The sequence below is a fragment of the Pseudomonas sp. Xaverov 259 genome (genome assembly GCF_019352915.1).
GTDB lineage: Bacteria > Pseudomonadota > Gammaproteobacteria > Pseudomonadales > Pseudomonadaceae > Aquipseudomonas.
Genome location: NZ_JAAAFV010000057.1, coordinates 425,833 through 444,907 on the forward strand (window position 1 = coordinate 425,833; position 19,075 = coordinate 444,907).

Annotated in this window: 19 protein-coding genes; 10 read left to right on the forward strand and 9 right to left on the reverse strand. The window is 59.5% G+C overall.

What is annotated here, in order from left to right:
* Positions 1 to 214 precede the first annotated feature (214 nt).
* The gene (gene tyrS / locus K0H48_RS24770; protein ID WP_069551959.1) at positions 215 to 1,414 is read right to left on the reverse strand and encodes a tyrosine--tRNA ligase; all 1,200 of its coding nucleotides are present in this window, start codon (positions 1,412 to 1,414) and stop codon (positions 215 to 217) included.
* Between the two features lie 209 nt (positions 1,415 to 1,623).
* On the opposite strand from tyrS, the gene K0H48_RS24775 reads away from it, so the two are divergent.
* Both K0H48_RS24775 and K0H48_RS24780 read left to right on the forward strand, forming a co-directional pair.
* Positions 1,624 to 3,036, forward strand: coding sequence for a peptidoglycan DD-metalloendopeptidase family protein (locus tag K0H48_RS24775; protein ID WP_219269520.1), 1,413 nt, complete (start codon positions 1,624 to 1,626; stop codon positions 3,034 to 3,036).
* Between the two features lie 3 nt (positions 3,037 to 3,039).
* Positions 3,040 to 4,131, forward strand: a complete 1,092-nt coding sequence (locus tag K0H48_RS24780) for an anhydro-N-acetylmuramic acid kinase (protein WP_219269521.1) — start codon at positions 3,040 to 3,042, stop codon at positions 4,129 to 4,131.
* Between the two features lie 77 nt (positions 4,132 to 4,208).
* Here K0H48_RS24780 and erpA read toward each other — a convergent pair whose 3' ends face one another.
* Complete coding sequence (gene erpA, locus K0H48_RS24785) at positions 4,209 to 4,559, reverse strand: iron-sulfur cluster insertion protein ErpA (RefSeq protein WP_003176443.1); 351 nt, start codon at positions 4,557 to 4,559, stop codon at positions 4,209 to 4,211.
* Positions 4,560 to 4,723: 164 nt separating this feature from the next.
* The gene (gene argC, locus K0H48_RS24790; RefSeq protein WP_017138092.1) at positions 4,724 to 5,758 is read right to left on the reverse strand and encodes an N-acetyl-gamma-glutamyl-phosphate reductase; all 1,035 of its coding nucleotides are present in this window, start codon (positions 5,756 to 5,758) and stop codon (positions 4,724 to 4,726) included.
* Positions 5,759 to 5,894: 136 nt separating this feature from the next.
* Between argC and hemJ the strand changes: the two genes are divergently transcribed.
* From hemJ to coq7, 6 genes are all read left to right on the forward strand, one after another.
* Entirely contained in the window at positions 5,895 to 6,323 is a 429-nt protein-coding gene (gene hemJ, locus K0H48_RS24795; RefSeq protein WP_138813625.1) for a protoporphyrinogen oxidase HemJ, read from the forward strand.
* Positions 6,324 to 6,347: 24 nt separating this feature from the next.
* Positions 6,348 to 7,310: a nitronate monooxygenase family protein gene (locus K0H48_RS24800; protein ID WP_219269522.1), complete on the forward strand. Its 963-nt coding sequence runs from the start codon at positions 6,348 to 6,350 to the stop codon at positions 7,308 to 7,310.
* Positions 7,311 to 7,380: 70 nt separating this feature from the next.
* A complete protein-coding gene (locus K0H48_RS24805) occupies positions 7,381 to 8,346 on the forward strand; it encodes a DUF805 domain-containing protein (RefSeq protein ID WP_219269523.1) in 966 nt (321 codons plus the stop codon).
* A 63-nt stretch (positions 8,347 to 8,409) separates the two neighbouring features.
* A complete protein-coding gene (locus K0H48_RS24810) occupies positions 8,410 to 9,198 on the forward strand; it encodes an SDR family oxidoreductase (protein ID WP_219269524.1) in 789 nt (262 codons plus the stop codon).
* A gap of 46 nt (positions 9,199 to 9,244) precedes the next feature.
* Positions 9,245 to 9,583: a histidine triad nucleotide-binding protein gene (locus K0H48_RS24815; protein WP_003210943.1), complete on the forward strand. Its 339-nt coding sequence runs from the start codon at positions 9,245 to 9,247 to the stop codon at positions 9,581 to 9,583.
* A 117-nt stretch (positions 9,584 to 9,700) separates the two neighbouring features.
* Positions 9,701 to 10,348: a 2-polyprenyl-3-methyl-6-methoxy-1,4-benzoquinone monooxygenase gene (gene coq7, locus K0H48_RS24820; protein WP_017138087.1), complete on the forward strand. Its 648-nt coding sequence runs from the start codon at positions 9,701 to 9,703 to the stop codon at positions 10,346 to 10,348.
* Positions 10,349 to 10,408: 60 nt separating this feature from the next.
* On the opposite strand, the gene K0H48_RS24825 is transcribed toward coq7, so the two are convergent.
* Complete coding sequence (locus tag K0H48_RS24825; RefSeq protein WP_017138086.1) at positions 10,409 to 10,831, reverse strand: OsmC family protein; 423 nt, start codon at positions 10,829 to 10,831, stop codon at positions 10,409 to 10,411.
* 247 nt (positions 10,832 to 11,078) lie between these two features.
* On the opposite strand from K0H48_RS24825, the gene crp reads away from it, so the two are divergent.
* Positions 11,079 to 11,723 carry a cAMP-activated global transcriptional regulator CRP gene (gene crp, locus K0H48_RS24830; RefSeq protein WP_056857865.1) on the forward strand — a complete coding sequence of 215 codons (645 nt, stop codon included), beginning with the start codon at positions 11,079 to 11,081 and terminating at the stop codon, positions 11,721 to 11,723.
* Here the strand turns inward: crp and K0H48_RS24835 are convergent.
* The 4 genes from K0H48_RS24835 to K0H48_RS24850 all read right to left on the reverse strand — a co-directional run bounded on the left by K0H48_RS24835 (position 11,720) and on the right by K0H48_RS24850 (position 15,058).
* On the reverse strand, positions 11,720 to 12,415 hold the full coding sequence (locus tag K0H48_RS24835) for a lipoate--protein ligase family protein (protein ID WP_219269525.1): 696 nt from the start codon (positions 12,413 to 12,415) through the stop codon (positions 11,720 to 11,722). The two genes, crp and K0H48_RS24835, sit on opposite strands and share 4 nt — an antisense overlap.
* Positions 12,416 to 12,572: 157 nt before the next feature.
* On the reverse strand, positions 12,573 to 13,409 hold the full coding sequence (gene trpC, locus K0H48_RS24840; protein ID WP_219269526.1) for an indole-3-glycerol phosphate synthase TrpC: 837 nt from the start codon (positions 13,407 to 13,409) through the stop codon (positions 12,573 to 12,575).
* Positions 13,406 to 14,455, reverse strand: a complete 1,050-nt coding sequence (gene trpD / locus K0H48_RS24845; RefSeq protein WP_010206948.1) for an anthranilate phosphoribosyltransferase — start codon at positions 14,453 to 14,455, stop codon at positions 13,406 to 13,408. Before trpD ends, trpC begins: the two co-directional genes overlap by 4 nt.
* A gap of 9 nt (positions 14,456 to 14,464) precedes the next feature.
* Complete coding sequence (locus K0H48_RS24850) at positions 14,465 to 15,058, reverse strand: aminodeoxychorismate/anthranilate synthase component II (RefSeq protein ID WP_138813617.1); 594 nt, start codon at positions 15,056 to 15,058, stop codon at positions 14,465 to 14,467.
* Between the two features lie 421 nt (positions 15,059 to 15,479).
* On the opposite strand from K0H48_RS24850, the gene estP reads away from it, so the two are divergent.
* Positions 15,480 to 17,402, forward strand: a complete 1,923-nt coding sequence (gene estP, locus K0H48_RS24855; RefSeq protein WP_219269527.1) for an esterase EstP — start codon at positions 15,480 to 15,482, stop codon at positions 17,400 to 17,402.
* Between the two features lie 136 nt (positions 17,403 to 17,538).
* Here estP and trpE read toward each other — a convergent pair whose 3' ends face one another.
* On the reverse strand, positions 17,539 to 19,020 hold the full coding sequence (gene trpE, locus K0H48_RS24860; RefSeq protein ID WP_219269528.1) for an anthranilate synthase component I: 1,482 nt from the start codon (positions 19,018 to 19,020) through the stop codon (positions 17,539 to 17,541).
* Positions 19,021 to 19,075 lie beyond the last annotated feature (55 nt).

Consider the following 19,075-nt stretch of genomic DNA (forward strand, 5'->3'; position numbering starts at 1 on the left):
ACGATCTCTCGTTAGCGGGAGGCGAATTCTACAGCGTTACACGCTGCTGTCAACACCTCTTTTTCAACTCCCTTCTGGCTTCGATGAACTGAAGCAACCTGCTGCCGAAAACTTCGTAACTCATTGTTTACCAAGGAATTTTCCGTTTCGACTGCGCCGGAAGTGGGGCGAATTATAGACAGATATAATTCGCTGTCAACACTTAATTTCAGGTCTATTCGGATTTGAGCGTAATACGCGCAAATGCCTTCTTCCCAGCCTGGCAAACGTGGGTAGCGCCCAGCTCGTATATAAAGGTGCGATCGACAACCTCACCATCTATACGCACGCCACCGGAACCCAGCAGGTCGCGCGCAACCGCGGAGTTCTTAACCAAGCCCGCCTTATTAAGTACAGCAGCAATCGGCATCGCTTCAGCCGCAGTCAATTCGATCTCCGGCAGATCATCCGGCAGCTCGCCATCCTTCATACGGTTACCGGCCGCGCGGTGAGCACTGGCCGCAGCCTCTTCACCATGGAAGCGCGCAACGATCTCTTCCGCCAACTTGATCTTCACATCACGAGGATTCGCACCCGCCTCGACTTCAGCGCGCAGCGCATTGATCTCGTCCATCGAGCGGAAGCTCAACAGCTCGAAGTAACGCCACATCAGCGCATCAGGAATCGAAACCAGTTTGCCGTACATCACACCCGGCGCTTCCTGGATACCGACGTAATTGCCAAGCGACTTGGACATCTTCTTGACGCCATCCAGCCCCTCCAGCAACGGCATAGTCAGAATGCACTGAGCCTCTTGCCCATACGCACGCTGCAGCTCGCGCCCCATCAGCAGGTTGAACTTCTGATCAGTACCGCCCAGCTCAACGTCCGCGCGCAGTGCCACCGAGTCATAGCCCTGCACCAGCGGGTAGAGGAACTCGTGAATCGCGATCGGCTGATTGGTGGAGTAGCGCTTGTCAAAGTCATCACGTTCAAGCATGCGCGCCACGGTGTACTGGGAGGTCAGGCGAATAAAGTCGGCCGGCCCCATTTGATCCATCCAGGTGGAGTTGAATGCCACCTCGGTCTTGGCCGGATCGAGAATCTTGAACACCTGGGTTTTGTAGGTCTCGGCATTATCGAGAACCTGCTCACGGGTCAGCGGCGGGCGCGTTGCGCTTTTGCCGCTCGGATCACCGATCATTCCGGTGAAGTCACCTATAAGGAAGATGACCTGATGCCCCAGCTCCTGGAACTGGCGCAGCTTATTAATAAGCACGGTATGACCCAGGTGCAGATCCGGAGCGGTCGGATCGAAGCCAGCCTTAATACGCAGGGGCTGGCCACGCTTGAGCTTTTCGATCAGCTCGGCCTCGACCAACAGTTCTTCCGCACCACGTTTTATCAGCGCTAGCTGCTCTTCAACCGACTTCATAACAGACCCGCAAGGCTCAGATTCAAAAGGGAACCAACCATACAAGATCAGGGACTAATTACAAGTTTTGTCCCGCGCACGGACACCGTTCAGCAAGCCCAGCGTTCGCGAGCTTGCGCCACAGATGATTTGGTTATATTTTATACAGTTATTTCATCTTCATCATGTCATTCATCTTTTCCATTTCATCTTCAAAGTCAAAATTACTTATGACCACAGAACCGTCTAAAGCGCCGCCGCTTTACCCGAAGACCCACCTGCTCGCCGCAAGTGGTATCGCCGCCCTTCTCAGCCTGGCACTCCTGGTATTCCCTTCCAGTGACGTAGAAGCCAAACGAACATCCCTGAGCCTTGACCTGGAAAGTCCAGTTGAACAACTGACACAAGATCAAGACGCTTCCGACGCGCAACAAGCCACAAACGCACCGACAGAATCTCCATTTGCACAGATAGAAAGCACTCCGGAAGACACCCAGCAGGCCACTCAAGAACCTCCTGCGCCAGCCGCTCCAAAAAATCCGCTGCACCGCGAAGTGACCGTCGCTAAAGGCGACACCCTTTCAACACTGTTTGAAAAGGTCGGCCTGCCCGCCTCTACGGTTAATGAGGTGCTGGCCAGCGATAAACAAGCCAAGCAATTCACCCAGCTCAAACACGGCCAGAAGCTTGAGTTCGAATTGGCTGCCGACGGCCAGCTGAAAAACCTGCATAGCAATGTCAGCGACCTCGAAAGCATTGCCCTGACCAAAGGCGCCAAAGGCTTTGCGTTCAACCGCATCACCACCAAGCCGGTGACGCGCTCCGCCTACGTGCATGGTGTGATCAACAGTTCGCTGTCACAGTCGGCCGCCCGCGCCGGCTTGTCCCACAGCATGACCATGGACATGGCTAGCGTGTTTGGCTACGACATCGACTTCGCCCAGGACATTCGTCAGGGTGACGAATTTGACGTGATCTACGAGCAGAAAGTCGCCAACGGCAAAGTCGTCGGAACCGGCGCGATTCTTTCTGCGCGGTTCACCAACCGTGGCAAGACCTACACCGCAGTGCGTTATACCAACAAACAAGGCAACACCAGCTACTACACCGCCGATGGCAACAGTATGCGCAAAGCCTTCATCCGTACGCCGGTGGACTTTGCCCGCATCAGTTCGCGCTTCTCCATGGGCCGCAAGCACCCGATCCTCAACAAGATCCGCGCCCACAAAGGCGTTGACTATGCCGCCCCACGCGGCACGCCCATCAAGGCTGCCGGTGACGGCAAGGTGCTGCTGGCCGGCCGTCGCGGTGGCTACGGCAATACCGTGATCATCCAGCACGGCAATACCTACCGCACTCTTTATGGCCACATGCAGGGGTTCGCCAAAGGCGTGTCGACCGGCAGCAACGTGAAGCAGGGCCAGGTCATCGGCTATATCGGCACCACCGGCCTGTCCACCGGCCCGCATTTGCACTATGAGTTCCAGGTGAACGGCGTTCACGTCGACCCACTTGGCCAAAAGCTGCCAATGGCCGATCCGATCGCCAAAGCCGAGCGCGCACGCTTCCTGCAACAGAGCCAGCCACTGATGGCACGCATGGACCAGGAGCGCTCCACCCTGCTGGCCTCGGCGAAGCGCTAAGGTATGCCGCTCTATATAGGTGTGATGTCCGGGACCAGCCTCGATGGCCTGGACATCGCCCTGATCGAACAAGGCCCGGCGATCAACTTGATCGCCACGCACTACATCCCCATGCCGGACGATCTGCGTACCCAGCTGCTAAGCCTCTGCGCCAGCGGCCCGGATGAGATCGCCCGTTCGGCTGTCGCCCAGCAACACTGGGTGACACTGGCGGCCAAGGGCATCAATGCCTTACTGGAACAACAGAACCTCAAGCCTCAGGACATACGCGCGATCGGCAGCCACGGCCAGACGATCCGCCATGAACCTGCTCGAGGCTTCACCGTGCAGATCGGCAACCCTGCCCTGCTCACCGAGCTGACGGGCATTACCGTCGTCAGCGACTTCCGCAGCCGCGATGTGGCCGCAGGCGGTCAAGGCGCGCCCTTGGTGCCCGCCTTTCATGAAGCCTTGTTCGGTGAACGTACCGGCAACCGCGCCGTATTGAATGTCGGCGGCTTCAGCAACCTCAGCCTGATCGAGACCGGCAAGCCAGTAGCCGGCTTCGATTGCGGCCCGGGCAACGTGCTGCTGGATGCATGGATTCACGATCAGCGCGGCGAGCACTTTGATCGCGATGGCCAATGGGCAGCCGGTGGCCAGGTCGAGCCTGCGCTACTCAACGCGCTGCTCAGCGACCCGTTCTTCCTGACCAAAGGCCCGAAAAGCACCGGGCGCGAAGTCTTCAACCTGGGATGGCTGCAACACCACCTCGGCAGATTGCCAGCGTTCCAGCCAGAGGATGTACAAGCCACCCTGCTTGAACTGACCGCACAGACCATCGTCGAGTCCCTGCAAGCGGCACAAACCGACACCGAAACCCTGCTGGTCTGTGGTGGTGGCGCGCATAACACCACCCTGATGAACCGCCTGGCGGCGCTGTTGCCGTCCACTCAGGTCAGCAGCACCGCCACTTACGGCGTGGACCCCGATTGGGTTGAAGCCATGGCCTTCGCTTGGCTGGCCCATTGCTGCCTGGAGGGGATTGCCGCCAACCGCCCAAGTGTCACTGGCGCACGCGGGCTTCGGGTATTAGGTGCAATCTACCCGGCCTAAACCTGCAGACAGCAAAACGCCGCTTGGCCTATCAAAGCCAAGCGGCGTTTTTTATTTGCTGAAGATCAGGCTGCCGATCAGATCGAGAACGAAGACCCGCAACCACAGGTCGTGGTGGCATTCGGGTTCTTGATCACGAAACGCGAGCCTTCCAGACCTTCCTGGTAATCCACCTCGGCACCTGCCAGGTATTGGAAGCTCATCGGGTCCACGACCAGGCTGACGCCCTCGCGCTCGACGATGGTGTCATCGTCGGCCACATCTTCATCGAAGGTAAAACCGTACTGAAACCCTGAACAACCGCCGCCCGTAACGAATACGCGCAGCTTCAAGCGATCATTACCCTCTTCATCGACCAGGCTCTTCACCTTGTGCGCAGCACCGTGGGTGAATTGCAAAGCCGTGGGGGTGAAGGATTCAACGCTCATGCTGATAATCTCCCGGCGTAGCGCCGCCATATGCGTAATGGCGGGCATTATCCGCTTCTCCTAGAAAAGCGGTCAACTATTGTTACGGTATATCAATCTGCGCTGCAGCCATTAAAAACACAAAAGGCCCGATAGACGGGCCTTTTGCAATCAACGGTAAAACCTTAAGGCAGCATGCCCGCGTGGGACAGGCCCAGCTTCTCATCCAGGCCAAACAGGATGTTCAGGTTCTGCACCGCCTGGCCCGACGCGCCCTTGACCAGGTTATCGATCACCGACAACACCACCACCAAATCGCCATCCTGTGGGCGGTGCACGGCAATGCGGCATACGTTGGCACCGCGCACGCTACGGGTTTCCGGGTGGCTGCCCGCCGGCATCACGTCGACGAACGGTTCATTGGCATAACGCTTTTCAAACAGCGCCTGCAGGTCTACCGAACGGTCGACAACGGTTGCATAGAGCGTGGAGTGAATGCCACGAATCATCGGCGTCAGGTGCGGCACGAAGGTCAGGCCCACGTCTTTACCGGCCGCACGACGCAGCCCCTGGCGAATTTCCGGCAGGTGCCGATGCCCTTTTACCGCGTAGGCCTTCATGCTTTCCGACGTCTCGGAGTACAGCGAACCTACAGCTGCACCACGGCCGGCGCCGCTCACACCCGACTTGCAGTCAGCGATCAAACGCGAAGTGTCGGCCAGACCTGCTTCCAGCAACGGCAGGAAACCCAGCTGCGTCGCGGTCGGATAGCAACCCGGCACGGCAATCAGGCGTGCTTGCTTGATTTGCTCACGATTGACTTCCGGCAGACCGTACACCGCCTCTTCCAGCAACTCAGGCGCGCCGTGTGGCTGGCCGTACCACTTGGCCCACTCATCGGCGTCCTGCAAGCGGAAGTCGGCCGACAGATCGATAACCTTGGTACCCGCCGCCAGCAGTTCGCCGGCCAGTGCATGCGCCACCCCGTGAGGCGTGGCGAAGAACACCACATCGCACGCGCCCAGGGTCTTGATGTCCGGCACGCTGAACGCCAGGCCGTCATAGTGGCCTCGCAGGTTCGGGTACATATCGGCCACGGCCAGCCCGGCCTCGGATCGGGAAGTGATGACCACCACCTCAGCTTGCGGATGCTGAGCCAACAGACGCAGCAATTCGACACCGGTGTAACCCGTGCCGCCGACGATACCGACCTTGACCATAAACCTGCCCTCAACGAACCCACTGGAAAGCCGTCGATAATAGGGGCCGTATCGTCCTGCGACAACCGTCAACGTGACGTACAGGCGCATGAGCCACTACTATCTTCAGTTACCGTGAACCTGGGAATAACTAGAAATGCTCTATCTATGGATCAAAGCCTTCCATATCGTCAGTATCGTCTGCTGGTTTGCCGGGCTGTTTTACCTGCCACGCCTGTTCGTCTATCACGCACAAAGTGAGGACACCGTCAGCAAAGAACGCTTCAGCCTCATGGAGCGCAAGCTATACCGCGGCATCATGGGGCCGGCGATGATCGCCACCCTGGTATTCGGCGGCTGGCTGATCTACCTCAACCCGGCCATCTTTCAATCCGGTGCCTGGATCCACGCCAAACTTACCTTGGTGGTACTGCTGATCGGCTACCACCATATGTGCGGTGCGCAGGTAAAACGCTTCGCCCGTGGCGAAAACACCCGCAGCCATGTCTTTTATCGCTGGTTCAATGAAGTGCCGGTTCTGATATTGCTGGCTATCGTAATTTTGGTCGTGGTCAAACCGTTCTAATTTCAATTACTCGGGGAACCTCCAATGTCACTGCCCGCTTCGCTCGAACAAAGTCTGCGCCTGCCCGTGGTGGCTGCGCCGATGTTCCTGATTTCCAACCCGCAACTGGTCCTGGCGTGCTGTCGCAATGGCGTGGTCGGGAGTTTCCCGGCACTCAACCAGCGCGAAAGCAGCGGTTTCAAGGCCTGGCTGGAGGAAATCGAAGCGGGTCTGGCACAGTTGGACAACCCCGCGCCCTATGCCGTTAACCTGATCGTGCATAACAGCAACCCAAGGCTTGAGGCTGACTTGGCGATCTGCGTCGAGCACAAGGTGCCGATCGTTATCACCAGCCTGGGCGCGGTCAAGGAGCTGGTGGATGCGGTCCACAGCTACGGTGGCCTGGTGTTTCACGACGTCACCACCCGCCGGCATGCCGAGAAAGCCGCAGAAGCCGGGGTTGACGGCCTGATCGCCGTGGCAGCGGGCGCCGGTGGCCACGCCGGCACTTGGAGCCCGTTCGCGCTGATCGCCGAAATTCGCCAGTTCTTTGATAAAACCCTGCTGCTGGCCGGCTGCCTCAACCATGGGCATGAGATACTTGCCGCGCAACTGCTGGGCGCAGACCTGGCGTATTTCGGCACGCGCTTTATCGGCACTACCGAAAGCCACGCCCCGGACGCGTATAAAGAGATGCTGCTCACATCGCGCGCCGCCGACATCGTGCACACTCCTGCGGTGTCCGGCGTACCCGCAAGCTTCATGCGCCAGAGCCTGGAAAACGCCGGTTTCGACCTCGCCGCCCTGCAGGGCAAAGGCGAAGTCAACTTCGGCTCCAAGCTCAAGCCGTTAAGCGATGAGGCCAAGGCCTGGAAAACCGTATGGTCAGCCGGCCAAGGTGTCGGCCAGATTGATGATTTGCCCGGCGTCGATGAACTGATTGCCCGCCTGGATGCCGAATACCGCAAGGCACGCGAGCAGGCCGCGCAACTGCGCTGGCCACGTTGAACTGAATAGCAGGCCTGCCCCTTGGTGCTGGCCTGAACCCCTTCCCTGAACCAGTGACAAGGATGCCCGCATGAGCGACAGCCGTTTCAAGATCGTGTTTGACGGAGCCCTGCTCCCGGGTGTCGAAAGCACCACCGCCAAGCTGAACCTCGCCGAGCTGTTCAAGAGCGATGTGGCAGCCATCGAAAAGCTTTTCACCGGCCGCCCGGTCGCACTCAAGCGTGACCTTTCTCGCGCAGATGCAGAAACCTACCTCACCGCGCTGAAAAACGCCGGCGTCGATGCCCGTATCGAACCCGAGCAGCCGGTAACCTTCAACCTGGCCGAAACCCACGAGACCGACGCCAGCGCCGCTGACTTCTCGCGCCCTGCGGCTTCGCCCTATGCACCACCGCGTGCTTCCGTGGGTGAGTACACCGAGGAATACTCAACCCTTAAAGTATTCACCATCCACGGGCGCATCGGCCGCTTGCGTTATCTGGCCTGGACGCTGGTATTAACCCTGGCGCTGTTGGTGGCCGGTGGCATCATCAGTACCGCGAGCTTCGCCGTGGCAACCGCCTCGCCGACTGCCGGCACCATCCTCGGGGTGCTACTGGGCTTGGCATTGTTTGTTGCGCTGGTGTGGGTGAGCGTGCAAATCGGTGTGCAACGCCTGCACGACCTGGGCTGGTCCGGCTGGCTGTACTTCCTCAACCTTGTGCCACTGGTCAACAGCGTCTTCCCGATTCTGCTGCTGGTATTGCCGGGCAACGCAGGCGCCAACCAATATGGCCCGCCGCCGCCGCGCAACTCCACGGCAGTCAAGGTGCTGGCGACCCTGTGGCTGGCGTTTATCCCGGTGATGCTCGCCATCGTGGTGACGCTGGGCATGAACGGCTACCTGAACCAGCTCGAAGCCAATATGGACAGCAGCTACGAAAGCAGCTCCATTACCGCCGATGACGCCACCGATCAAAGCGTCACCGTAGATGAAGAAGACAGCGTGCAAAGTGCTGAGGACGCAGCCGAACCTGTAGACTCTCCAGAACAGTGAAGAAACGCCCGCCGCCTGTGATGCCTCTGTCACAGGCTCGGCGGCGTTGCGATGGAGAAAGGCATGACCCGTTACGCTCTGATCACCGGCGCCTCCAGCGGCATCGGCCTGGCTTTGGCCGAAGCACTGGCCCGTCGCGGCCGCAGCTTGATTCTGGTGGCCCGCCAGCGTGATCAGTTGGAAAGCATTGCTATTGAATTGACTCAGCGCTTCGGCGTCGAGGTGCTGTTTCGTGCCTGCGACCTGGGCGAACCACTGCGCTTGTCGGGGTTCCTACTGGAACTTGAAGAAGGCGAGCGGCAGATCGACCTGCTGGTCAACTGCGCTGGCATGGGTACCAGCGGGCCGTTCCTCGCCCAGGACTGGATGACCGAGCAAGACCTGATCGAAGTCAACATCCTCGCCCTCACCCGCATGTGCCACGCCCTTGGCAACGCCATGGCGCTGCATGGCGGTGGGCAGATTCTCAACGTAGCCTCGGTCGCAGCCTTCCAACCCGGCCCCTGGATGAGCAGCTATTACGCCAGCAAGGCGTATGTGCTGCACTTCTCCGAAGGCCTGCGCGAAGAGTTGAAGACCTGCGGTATCAAGGTCTCGGTGCTGTGCCCCGGCCCCACGCGCACGGCGTTTTTCGGCATCGCACAAATGGACACCGCCAAGCTCGACCGCAGCAATCAACTGATGAGCCCGGAAGAAGTGGCGCTCTTCACCGTGCGTGCGCTGGAAAAGAACAAAGCCATCATTATTCCCGGGCGACGCAACCGCTGGCTGGCATTCAGCCCGCGCTTGAGCCCACGCTGGCTGACCCGAAAGATTGCTGGCGCCATCAACAAGGCCTATTGCCCGCGCTGACGGCCTCGGTACACTCGTTCTGCACTTTCATAATGGAGAAACAGCTGTGGATACTCTGTTCACCAAGATCATCAACAGAGAAATACCTGCGAAGATCATCTATGAAGATGACCAAGTCCTCGCCTTCCACGATATTGCCCCAATGGCACCCGTGCATTTTCTGGTCATTCCGAAAAAGCCGATCCGTACCCTCAACGACCTCACCGAAGAAGACAAAGCCCTCGCTGGCCATATTCTGTTCACCGCTCAACGGCTGGCGGTAGAGCAAGGCTGCGAGAAGGGCTTTCGCGTGGTGATGAACTGCAACGAGGATGGCGGGCAAACTGTTTATCACATCCATATGCATGTGCTGGGTCAGCGCCAGATGAACTGGCCGCCGGGCTGATTATCCGTGGCGCACGGGTCGCGGCTTAAAGCTGCGACCCTATGCCCTTGATGCAGCGCAAACGCTCCACCCTCTCTTGCGGTAAACTGGCCGCCGAGATTCTTCCCGGAGGTCAGCATGACTACCCAACGTCACTACTCGCCGATTGACCGTCTGTTGCTGCAAGCCGACATGGCCATGCGCACACTGCTGCCGTTCAGCGGCCAACCGTACCGGCCTTCGCCCGCCATCGTGCAGCCCGATGCGCAGATGAGCGAGACCGACACCCGCCACGTCGCCGGCTTGATGCGCATCAACCACACCGGTGAAGTCTGTGCCCAGGCGCTGTACCAAGGCCAGGCGCTGACCGCCAAGCTGCCGCAAGTACGCGCAGCGATGGAACATGCGGCCGAAGAAGAAATCGACCACCTGGCCTGGTGCGAGCAGCGCATTCGCCAGCTCGGTAGCCATCCCAGCGTGCTCAACCCACTGTTTTACGGCTTGTCGTTCGGTATCGGCGCCGCCGCCGGCCTGATCAGCGACAAGGTCAGCCTCGGTTTTGTCGCCGCAACCGAGCATCAAGTGTGCAAACACCTGGATGAACACCTGGAACAACTGCCGGCCGAAGACGAAAAGTCCCGGGCGATTCTTGAGCAAATGCGCATTGATGAAGAACACCACGCAGAAAGCGCACTGGATGCAGGCGGCTTCCGCTTCCCGGCGCCCGTGCGGTTTGGCATGAGCGTATTGGCCAAGGTCATGACCAAAAGCACCTATCGAATCTAAAAAACAGCCGCACAAAAAAGGGCGCCCTCAAGGGCGCCCTTTTTTATTGCCGACTCGCAATCAACCCAGCTCGATAATCTCGTAGTCATGGGTGATGGCCACACCGGCTGCGCCAAGCATGATCGATGCCGAGCAGTACTTCTCGGCCGACAGCTCGATAGCACGTTTAACCTGAGCTTCCTTCAACGCCCGGCCTTTGACCACGAAGTGCATGTGGATCTTGGTAAACACCTTGGGGTCTTCAGTGGCGCGCTCCGCTTCCAGGAAAGCTTCACAGCTTTCGACGGCCTGGCGGGACTTCTTCAGGATGCTGACCACGTCGAAATTGCTGCAACCGCCAACACCGAGCAGGAGCATTTCCATCGGGCGTACACCCAGGTTACGGCCACCGGCGTCCGGCGGGCCATCCATAACTACTACATGGCCACTGCCCGACTCACCGAGGAACATGGCCTCGCCCGCCCATTGGATGCGTGCCTTCATCGCCCAGACTCCACTGCTAAAAAAGGGTCGCCAGCTTAGCACAGGGTCTTGAAACCGCAGCGCCCGGCATGAAAACGATCAATGACTACGTTTGCCCGCTAAATTCCCTAATCGAGGCAGAATGTGTCTGTTAAGCTGGCGCCAATTCAATGGCGCATTGCCACCCTTTGTACAGCGTGTATCAATGCGGTTACCGCTGGATAAAAATAATTCCAACCACACCGTGCAGTCTTTTCGGGATACAACCATGGTTGCTCTTGCTCCCACACCCAAGATCAAGAACCTCGACAAATTGTTGATGCACTGCCAGCGCCGGCGTTACCCGGTCAAGCACAACATCATTTGCGCAGGTGAACGCTCCGAAACACTGTTCTTCATTATCAAGGGTTCGGTCACCATCCTGATCGAAGATGAAGACGGCCGTGAGATGATCATCGCGTACCTCAATACCGGCGATTTTTTCGGCGAGCTGGGGCTGTTTGAACAAGCCGGCAAAGAGCAGGAGCGCAGTGCCTGGGTGAGGGCCAAAGTCGAGTGCGAAGTCGCCGAGATCAGCTATGCAAAGTTTCGCGAACTGGCCCAGCACGATCCCGACATCCTCTACGCCTTGAGCGGACAGATTGCCCAGCGCCTGCGCGACACCACTCGCAAGGTGGGTGACTTGGCTTTCTTTGATGTCACTGGCCGCGTGGCCCGCTGCTTGCTGGAACTGTGCAAACAGCCCGACGCCATGACTCACCCCGACGGCATGCAGATCAAGGTTACGCGCCAGGAGATCGGACGCATTGTCGGGTGTTCACGGGAAATGGTCGGTCGTGTCCTCAAGGACCTGGAAGAACGCAACCTGGTACACGTCAAAGGCAAGACGATGGTGGTGTTCGGTACGCGTTAACCCGGCAGGAACCCGGCCAGCATCTGCCGGTACAACGCGTCCAACCGGGTGATCGCATCCGGCGCGGAGAAAGCTTCGTGCAATGCGATATGGCTGTCGGCCCGCACCCGCTGATCGATCCCGCAAGCCTCGTTGAAGCGATTGACCGCCGCAATCAGCTCATCGCGGTCGTTATCCAGCAACAACGCGCCGTGCACCAAACCCACCGGGCGGCCAGCGCTTTGCCGCCAGCGCTGGGCAGTGCCGACCATCTTGCGGCCGTTGAGGTTGACGTTGTAGCGACCGTCGCAGAAGGCGCCTTCAATTTCGCCCACTGAAGCGTCACCGCCCAACTCAATCAGCAAGTCGCAGATCGGCTGGCACAAACGCTGATAACCGGTTTCGATACGCCCCTGATCACCTTCGCTGCGTGGCGGCGCGTAAACCAGTGCGATATTGACCGTGGCGGCCGACTGCGGCACCGGCTCACCGCCGGTTTCGCGCAGCAACACCGGCCAACCGGCAGCTGCCGAAACCTGGCTGGCAGCGTCAAAAGCCGGCAAGCGGCTCAAACGGCGCGGCATCACCAAAGCCTGGTCATTTGGCTGCCAGAACAGTAGCCCGAATTCCTGTTCACCGGCGCAAACGGCCGCCAGCAAGTCTTGCTCGGCGGCAAGCCCTGCTTCAACTGTCATCGACACCGGCTCAATCATCGGACACCTATTTCTCTAAATAGACACAAATCAAATGTGGGAGCGGGCTTGCCTGCGATACAGACACCTCGGTACATCAGTTACACCGAGGTGTCTGTATCGCAGGCAAGCCAGCTCCCACACAAGCCCGCTCCCACATTTTTGACCGTATTTCAAATCAGTCGAGGGTCGAACCGCTCACCGCCACGCCACGCTCCGGGAAGAACAGGCGCTGCAACTCCGCACCTGGGTTCTCGGCGCGCATGAACGTCTCGCCCACCAGGAATGAATACACACCGCTGATTTCCATCAGTTCCACGTCGGCGCGGTTGACGATGCCGCTCTCGGTGATCACCAAACGGTCACGCGGAATACGCGGCAACAGGTCCAGGGTATTTTCCAGGCTGACTTCAAAGGTGTGCAGATTACGGTTGTTAACCCCCACCAGCGGCGTGTCGAGGGTTTTCAGCGCACGCTCCAGCTCATCACCGTCGTGTACTTCCACCAGTACGTCGAGGCCGACGCTTTTGGCCACGGCCGCCAGCTCAGCCATCTTCACATCATCCAGCGCGGAGACGATCAGTAGCACGCAGTCGGCGCCCAAGGCGCGGGCTTCGACGATCTGGTACGGGTCAACCATGAAGTCCTTGCGGATCACCGGCAACTTGCACGCAGCGCGGGCCTGTTGCAGGAACAGGTCAGAACCCTGGAAGAAGTCGATATCGGTCAACACGGACAGGCAGGTTGCGCCGCCCTTCTCATAGCTTTTGGCAATGTCTTCAGGAATGAAAACTTCGCGAATCACGCCCTTGCTGGGCGAAGCTTTTTTGATCTCGGCAATGACGGCCGGCTGCTTTTCCTTCGCCTGCTTGATCAGCGCATCGGCAAAACCACGCGGCGCGTCGGCGCTTTTTGCCAACTCCTCCAGCTCAGCCAGGCTCACACGGGCACGGCGCTCGGCGACTTCTTCAGCCTTGCGCGCGAGGATTTTTTCCAGAACGGTCGGGACACTCATCCTTCATTCTCCATCTTGAATACAGCGGTGAATGCTCCCAGCTCTTCGAGTTTTTCGCGAGCCAGACCGGTATGCAACGCATCGTGGGCCAAGGCGACACCTTCCTTAAGACTATAGGCGTGGTCCGCCGCGTAAAGTGCCGCGCCAGCATTCAGAACAATCATTTCTGCGGCTTTCTGGCCGTTTTCTGTCTTGCGGCGCCCCAAGGCATCGCGGATCAACTCCAGCGAGGCCGCCGGGCTTTCCACCGCCAAGCCATGCAGGCTTTGGCTTTTCATGCCGAGGTCTTCGGGCTCGACCCAATATTCGGTGACCTGGTCATTCTTCAGCTCCGCCACGAAGGTCGGCGCTGCCAGGCTGAACTCATCCAGGCCATCTTTGGAATGCACCACCAGCACGTGCTTGCTGCCAAGACGTTGCAACACTTCGGCCAATGGCCGGCACAGCGCCTGACTGAACACACCGACCACCTGATGTTTCACGCCGGCCGGATTCGTAAGCGGGCCGAGCATGTTGAACAGGGTGCGCAGGCCAAGGTCCTTGCGCGGGCCGGCGGCGTGCTTCATGGCGCCGTGATGGGATTGGGCAAACATGAAGCCAATGCCCACGCTGTCGATGCAGCGCGCCACTTGCACCGGCGTCAGGTTCAGATAAATCCCGGCCGCCTCCAGCAAGTCGGCGCTGCCGCTTTTGCCCGACACCGCACGGTTACCGTGTTTGGCCACCGTGCAACCGGCAGCCGCCACCACAAAAGAAGAAGCCGTCGACACGTTGAAAATATTCGCACCGTCGCCGCCGGTGCCGACCACATCGACCACGCCGTCGAGGGTCTTGAGCTCAACCTTGTCGGCCAGCTCACGCATCACTGACACGGCGCCAACGATTTCGTCGATGCTTTCGCTCTTCATACGCATCGCCATCATAAACGCGCCGATCTGTGCGTCGGTGCATTGGCCGGTCATGATCTCGCGCATCACATCGCTCATTTCAGCGGTGCTCAGGTCCAGATGGCCGACGATACGGCTCAGGGCAGTCTTGATATCCATGGAAAGTCCTTAGCGCGTGCCGCCGCTCTGCTTGAGAAAGTTGGCGAACAGCTCGTAGCCCTGCTCGGTCAGGATTGATTCGGGGTGAAATTGCACCCCTTCGATATTCAGTGTCTTGTGGCGCAGGCCCATGATCTCGTCGACCGAGCCGTCTTCCAGCTGGGTCCAGGCGGTCAGCTCCAGGCACTCGGGCAGGGTTTCACGCTTGACCACCAACGAGTGGTAGCGCGTGACGGTCACTGGCAGGTTGAGGCCGTGGAAAACGCCCAGGTGTTTATGGAACACCGGGCTGGTCTTGCCGTGCATCACTTGGCGCGCACGCACCACGTCACCACCAAACGCCTGGCCGATGGACTGGTGGCCCAGGCACACGCCCAGGATCGGCAATTTACCGGCGAAATATTTGATCGCTTCGAGGGAGATGCCCGCTTCGGTCGGCGTGCACGGGCCAGGCGAAACCACGATGCGTTCAGGGTTCAGAGCGGCGATTTCGGCGACCGTCAGTTCGTCGTTGCGCACCACTTTTACCTCGGCACCGAGCTCGCCCAAGTACTGCACAACGTTGTAGGTAAAGGAATCGTAGTTATCAATCATCAGCAACATGTGGTTTCAAACCTCTTGAATTCACTGATTTCGAATGACCGCCTTCCAAGAGAGTGTCCCGCTGCCAGACGCATGTTCCGGTTGCCAGGGTGAGCCGGCAAGGGGCGTCAAACAAAGGGTGAAGAAGGCAAATCGGTACAGGTCCGGCCAAGCCGGCAGAGAAAAATGTCAGGCGCGCCAACGCCAACGGGCGTGTGCCTTGACTACTCGCATCAAGAGTTTGCTGATGATCAACACGGGGAGGGTCTCATTCATACGTTCAGGCACAGTAACGTAGCCTCGCCAGCGGTGCAATATGGAGCAGCGATTCCGGGGGTCACCACCGAGTATTTGTAAGAAAAAACTGTTTTCTTCGAAGAAAACCCTCACTACATTGCTAGTGTTTCGCTTCCGACACAAAAACAACTAAATGGAATTTTGCATGCTCAGACCACCGTTTTTTGCGCCCCTTGCCGGCTGCTTCCTGTCACTGGCCTGCGCGCAGGCGTTTGCAGCACCATCACCTTACTCAACCATGGTCGTGTTCGGCGACAGCCTGGCCGACGCCGGCCAGTTCCCCGACGGCTCGTCCGGCGCCACCTTGCGCTTTACCAACCGCACCGGGCCTACGTTCCAGGGCAACTATGGCCTGGTGTCATCAACTTTGCTGGGTTCCAAGCTGGGCGTGGCGCCAAACGACCTGAATGCATCCACCTCGCCAGTACGTGCCGCCCAAGGTTTACCCGATGGCAATAACTGGGCGGTCGGCGGCTACCGTACCGACAACATCCTGGACTCCATCAACTCGGTCTCCAACGCGGCGATCCCGCCCGGCAACGCCGGAGGTGGCACGGTGCTGCGCAGCCGCCAGGGTTATCTGCCGGCCAACGGCGGGCGGGCCGACCCGAACGCGCTGTACTTCCTGTCTGGCGGTGGCAATGACTTCCTGCAAGGGCGCGTCCTCAGCCCAGGCCAGGCCGTCGCCGCCGGCGGGCGGTTGGCCGACAGCGCCCAAGCGCTGCAACAGGCCGGTGCGCGCTACATCATGGTGTGGATGCTGCCCGACCTGGGCCTGACGCCCGCCATCAACGGCACGCCCGCGCAAGGCGCCAGCTCGGCCCTGAGCAGCATTTTCAACCAGGCGCTGGTGCAGCGCCTGTCGCAGATCGACGCCCAGGTCATCCCACTGAACATCCCGTTACTGCTCAATGAAACCTTCGCCGACCCTGCGCGCTTTGGCCTGGCCACCGGGCAAAACCTTACCGGCACCTGCTTCAGCGGCAATGGCTGCACCGCCAACCCGGTGTATGGCATTGGCGGCACCACCCCGGACCCGACCAAGCTGATCTACAACGACTCGGTGCACCCCACCATCGCCGGGCAACAGTTGATTGCCGACTACGCCTACTCGCTGCTCGCTGCGCCGTGGGAAGTGACCTTGCTGCCGGAGATGGCCCAAGGCACCTTGCGCGCCCATCAGGATGAGCTGCGCAACCAATGGCAGGCCGACAATGGCAACTGGCAGGCCGTCGGCCAATGGCGCGCGATTGTCGCCGGTGGTGGCCAGCATTTGGACTTTGATGATCAACGCAGTTCGGCCAGCGGCGACGGCAGTGGCTACAACGTGAACGTGGGCGGCAGCTATCGCCTCGACGAAAACTGGCGCGTCGGCGTGGCCGCCGGCTTGTATCGCCAGACACTCGAAGCCGGCGCCCGCGATTCGGACTACAAGCTCAACAGCTACATGGGCACCGCTTTCGCCCAATATCAGCAGAACCACTGGTGGGCCGATGCGGCGCTGACCGGCGGCAAGCTGGACTTCGACAGCCTCAAGCGCAAGTTCGCCCTGGGTGTCAGCGAAGGTTCCGAAAAAGGCGACACCGATGGCTGGCTGTGGGCCTTGAGCGGCCGCCTGGGCTACGACATTGCCGGCGCCGGCAGCGATTGGCACCTGTCACCGTTCATCAGCGCCGACTACTCGCGGGTCGAAGTCGATGGCTATTCGGAAAAGGACAACCGCTCCACCGCGCTGACCTTCGATGACCAGCAACGCGACTCCAAGCGCCTCGGCGTGGGCCTGCAAGGCAGCTACCGGATTACGCCGCAGACCCAAGTGTTTGGTGAAGTGGCCCACGAGCATGAGTTCGAAAACGACACCCAGAAGGTAAAGATTTCGCTCAACAGCGTGCCAGGCATCGACTTCAAGCTGGACGGCTACACGCCGCGCAGCAATTCGGATCGATTGAGTCTGGGCGTGAGCCACAAGCTGACTCAGGAGCTGGCGCTACGGGCGGCGTACAACGTGAGGAAGGATGACAGTTTGACCCAGCAAGGGGTCAGTGTGGGGGTGAGTCTGGATTTCTAAGCGGATCTTAAACGCCCCACAAAACAACTGTGGGAGCGGGCTTGCTCGTGAATGCGGTCTATCAGTTACACATTCAGTGACTGACACTCCGCATTCGCGAGCAAGCCCGCTCCCACATTTTGATCTAGATCTAATCTCAGGCTTGCGGCGTTTGCTCAGCCAACGCCACCGCCCGGAACATCGCGCGGCGTTTGTTCAGGGTTTCTTCCCATTCCAGGGCCGGCACCGAGTCAGCCACAATCCCGCCGCCCGCCTGCACATGCAGCTCGCCGTCCTTGATCACGGCGGTGCGGATCGCAATCGCGGTATCCATATTGCCGTTCCAAGCGAAATACCCCACGGCGCCGCCATACACACCGCGCTTGACCGGCTCCAGTTCGTCGATGATCTCCATCGCGCGAATCTTCGGTGCGCCCGACAAGGTGCCCGCCGGCAGAATCGCCCGCAGTGCGTCCATGGCGGTCAACCCGGCTTTCAGCTCGCCGGTGACGTTGGACACAATGTGCATCACGTTGGAGTACCGCTCGATGACCATCTTCTCGGTCAGTTTTACCGAACCGATTTCTGAGACTCGCCCGGTGTCGTTGCGGCCCAGGTCGATCAGCATCAAGTGTTCGGCAATTTCCTTGTCGTCGCTCAGCAGGTCTTCTTCCAGCGCCAGGTCGGCTTCTTCGGTCGCGCCACGCGGGCGTGTACCGGCGATAGGGCGCACGGTGATCAGGTTGTCTTCGACCCGCACCAGCACTTCCGGCGAGCTGCCTACCACGTGGAAGTCGCCAAAGTTGAAGAAGTACATGTACGGCGTCGGGTTGAAGCAACGCAGCGCGCGGTACAGATCGATTGGCGCCGCCTTGAAGTCGATGGACATACGTTGCGACGGCACCACCTGCATGCAGTCACCGGCAAGGATGTATTGCTTGATGGTGTCGACTGCGCGCTCGTAGTCATCCTGGGTAAAGCTTGAACGAAAGATCGGGTCGGCAGCTGGCGGACGGCTGAGGTCCAGGCCACGACGTGGGGTGATCGGCTGACGCAGTTTTTCCAGCAATGCCTCAAGGCTGGCCTGGCCTTGCTCAAAGGCATCGGCCTGGGACGGGTCGGCGAGGACAATCGCGTGCATCTTGCCGGCGAGGTTGTCGAACACCACCACCGCGTCGGAGACCATCAGCAGAATGTCCGGCACGCCCAGCGGGTCCGGGTTCGGGCATTTGCCCAGGCGTTTTTCCACGTAGCGCACGCAGTCGTAGCCGAAATACCCCACCAGGCCACCGTTGAAACGCGGCAGGCCGGGAATGGTCGGCACGTTGTAGCGCGCCTTGAAGGTTTCGACGAAGGCCAGCGGGTCTTCTACGTCATGGCTTTCGATCTCGACGCCATCATGGGTGATGCTCACATGATGGTCATGCACACGCAGCACAGTGCGGCACGGCAGGCCGATGATCGAGTAACGGCCCCACTTCTCGCCGCCCTGTACCGATTCGAGCAGGTAAGAGTTGGGCTCATCGGCCAGTTTGAGGTAGATCGACAGCGGCGTATCGAAGTCGGCCAGGGTTTCGCAGGCCAAGGGGATACGGTTGTAGCCGGCAGCGGCCAAACGCAGGAATTCTTCGCGGGTCATGAGGTGCCTCGTGGCTTGAGGGTCAAACGGTCAGGTGTGCAAACGTGCCGCAGCG

What these genes read in the sequence shown, in the direction of transcription:
- tyrS (WP_069551959.1), bottom strand. Translation starts at nt 1,414, where the DNA reads ATGAAGTCGGTTGAAGAGCAGCTAGCGCTGATAAAACGTGGTGCGGAA.
- K0H48_RS24775 (WP_219269520.1), top strand. Translation starts at nt 1,624, where the DNA reads ATGACCACAGAACCGTCTAAAGCGCCGCCGCTTTACCCGAAGACCCAC.
- K0H48_RS24780 (WP_219269521.1), top strand. Translation starts at nt 3,040, where the DNA reads ATGCCGCTCTATATAGGTGTGATGTCCGGGACCAGCCTCGATGGCCTG.
- erpA (WP_003176443.1), bottom strand. Translation starts at nt 4,559, where the DNA reads ATGAGCGTTGAATCCTTCACCCCCACGGCTTTGCAATTCACCCACGGT.
- argC (WP_017138092.1), bottom strand. Translation starts at nt 5,758, where the DNA reads ATGGTCAAGGTCGGTATCGTCGGCGGCACGGGTTACACCGGTGTCGAA.
- hemJ (WP_138813625.1), top strand. Translation starts at nt 5,895, where the DNA reads ATGCTCTATCTATGGATCAAAGCCTTCCATATCGTCAGTATCGTCTGC.
- K0H48_RS24800 (WP_219269522.1), top strand. Translation starts at nt 6,348, where the DNA reads ATGTCACTGCCCGCTTCGCTCGAACAAAGTCTGCGCCTGCCCGTGGTG.
- K0H48_RS24805 (WP_219269523.1), top strand. Translation starts at nt 7,381, where the DNA reads ATGAGCGACAGCCGTTTCAAGATCGTGTTTGACGGAGCCCTGCTCCCG.
- K0H48_RS24810 (WP_219269524.1), top strand. Translation starts at nt 8,410, where the DNA reads ATGACCCGTTACGCTCTGATCACCGGCGCCTCCAGCGGCATCGGCCTG.
- coq7 (WP_017138087.1), top strand. Translation starts at nt 9,701, where the DNA reads ATGACTACCCAACGTCACTACTCGCCGATTGACCGTCTGTTGCTGCAA.
- K0H48_RS24825 (WP_017138086.1), bottom strand. Translation starts at nt 10,831, where the DNA reads ATGAAGGCACGCATCCAATGGGCGGGCGAGGCCATGTTCCTCGGTGAG.
- crp (WP_056857865.1), top strand. Translation starts at nt 11,079, where the DNA reads ATGGTTGCTCTTGCTCCCACACCCAAGATCAAGAACCTCGACAAATTG.
- K0H48_RS24835 (WP_219269525.1), bottom strand. Translation starts at nt 12,415, where the DNA reads ATGATTGAGCCGGTGTCGATGACAGTTGAAGCAGGGCTTGCCGCCGAG.
- trpC (WP_219269526.1), bottom strand. Translation starts at nt 13,409, where the DNA reads ATGAGTGTCCCGACCGTTCTGGAAAAAATCCTCGCGCGCAAGGCTGAA.
- trpD (WP_010206948.1), bottom strand. Translation starts at nt 14,455, where the DNA reads ATGGATATCAAGACTGCCCTGAGCCGTATCGTCGGCCATCTGGACCTG.
- K0H48_RS24850 (WP_138813617.1), bottom strand. Translation starts at nt 15,058, where the DNA reads ATGTTGCTGATGATTGATAACTACGATTCCTTTACCTACAACGTTGTG.
- estP (WP_219269527.1), top strand. Translation starts at nt 15,480, where the DNA reads ATGCTCAGACCACCGTTTTTTGCGCCCCTTGCCGGCTGCTTCCTGTCA.
- trpE (WP_219269528.1), bottom strand. Translation starts at nt 19,020, where the DNA reads ATGACCCGCGAAGAATTCCTGCGTTTGGCCGCTGCCGGCTACAACCGT.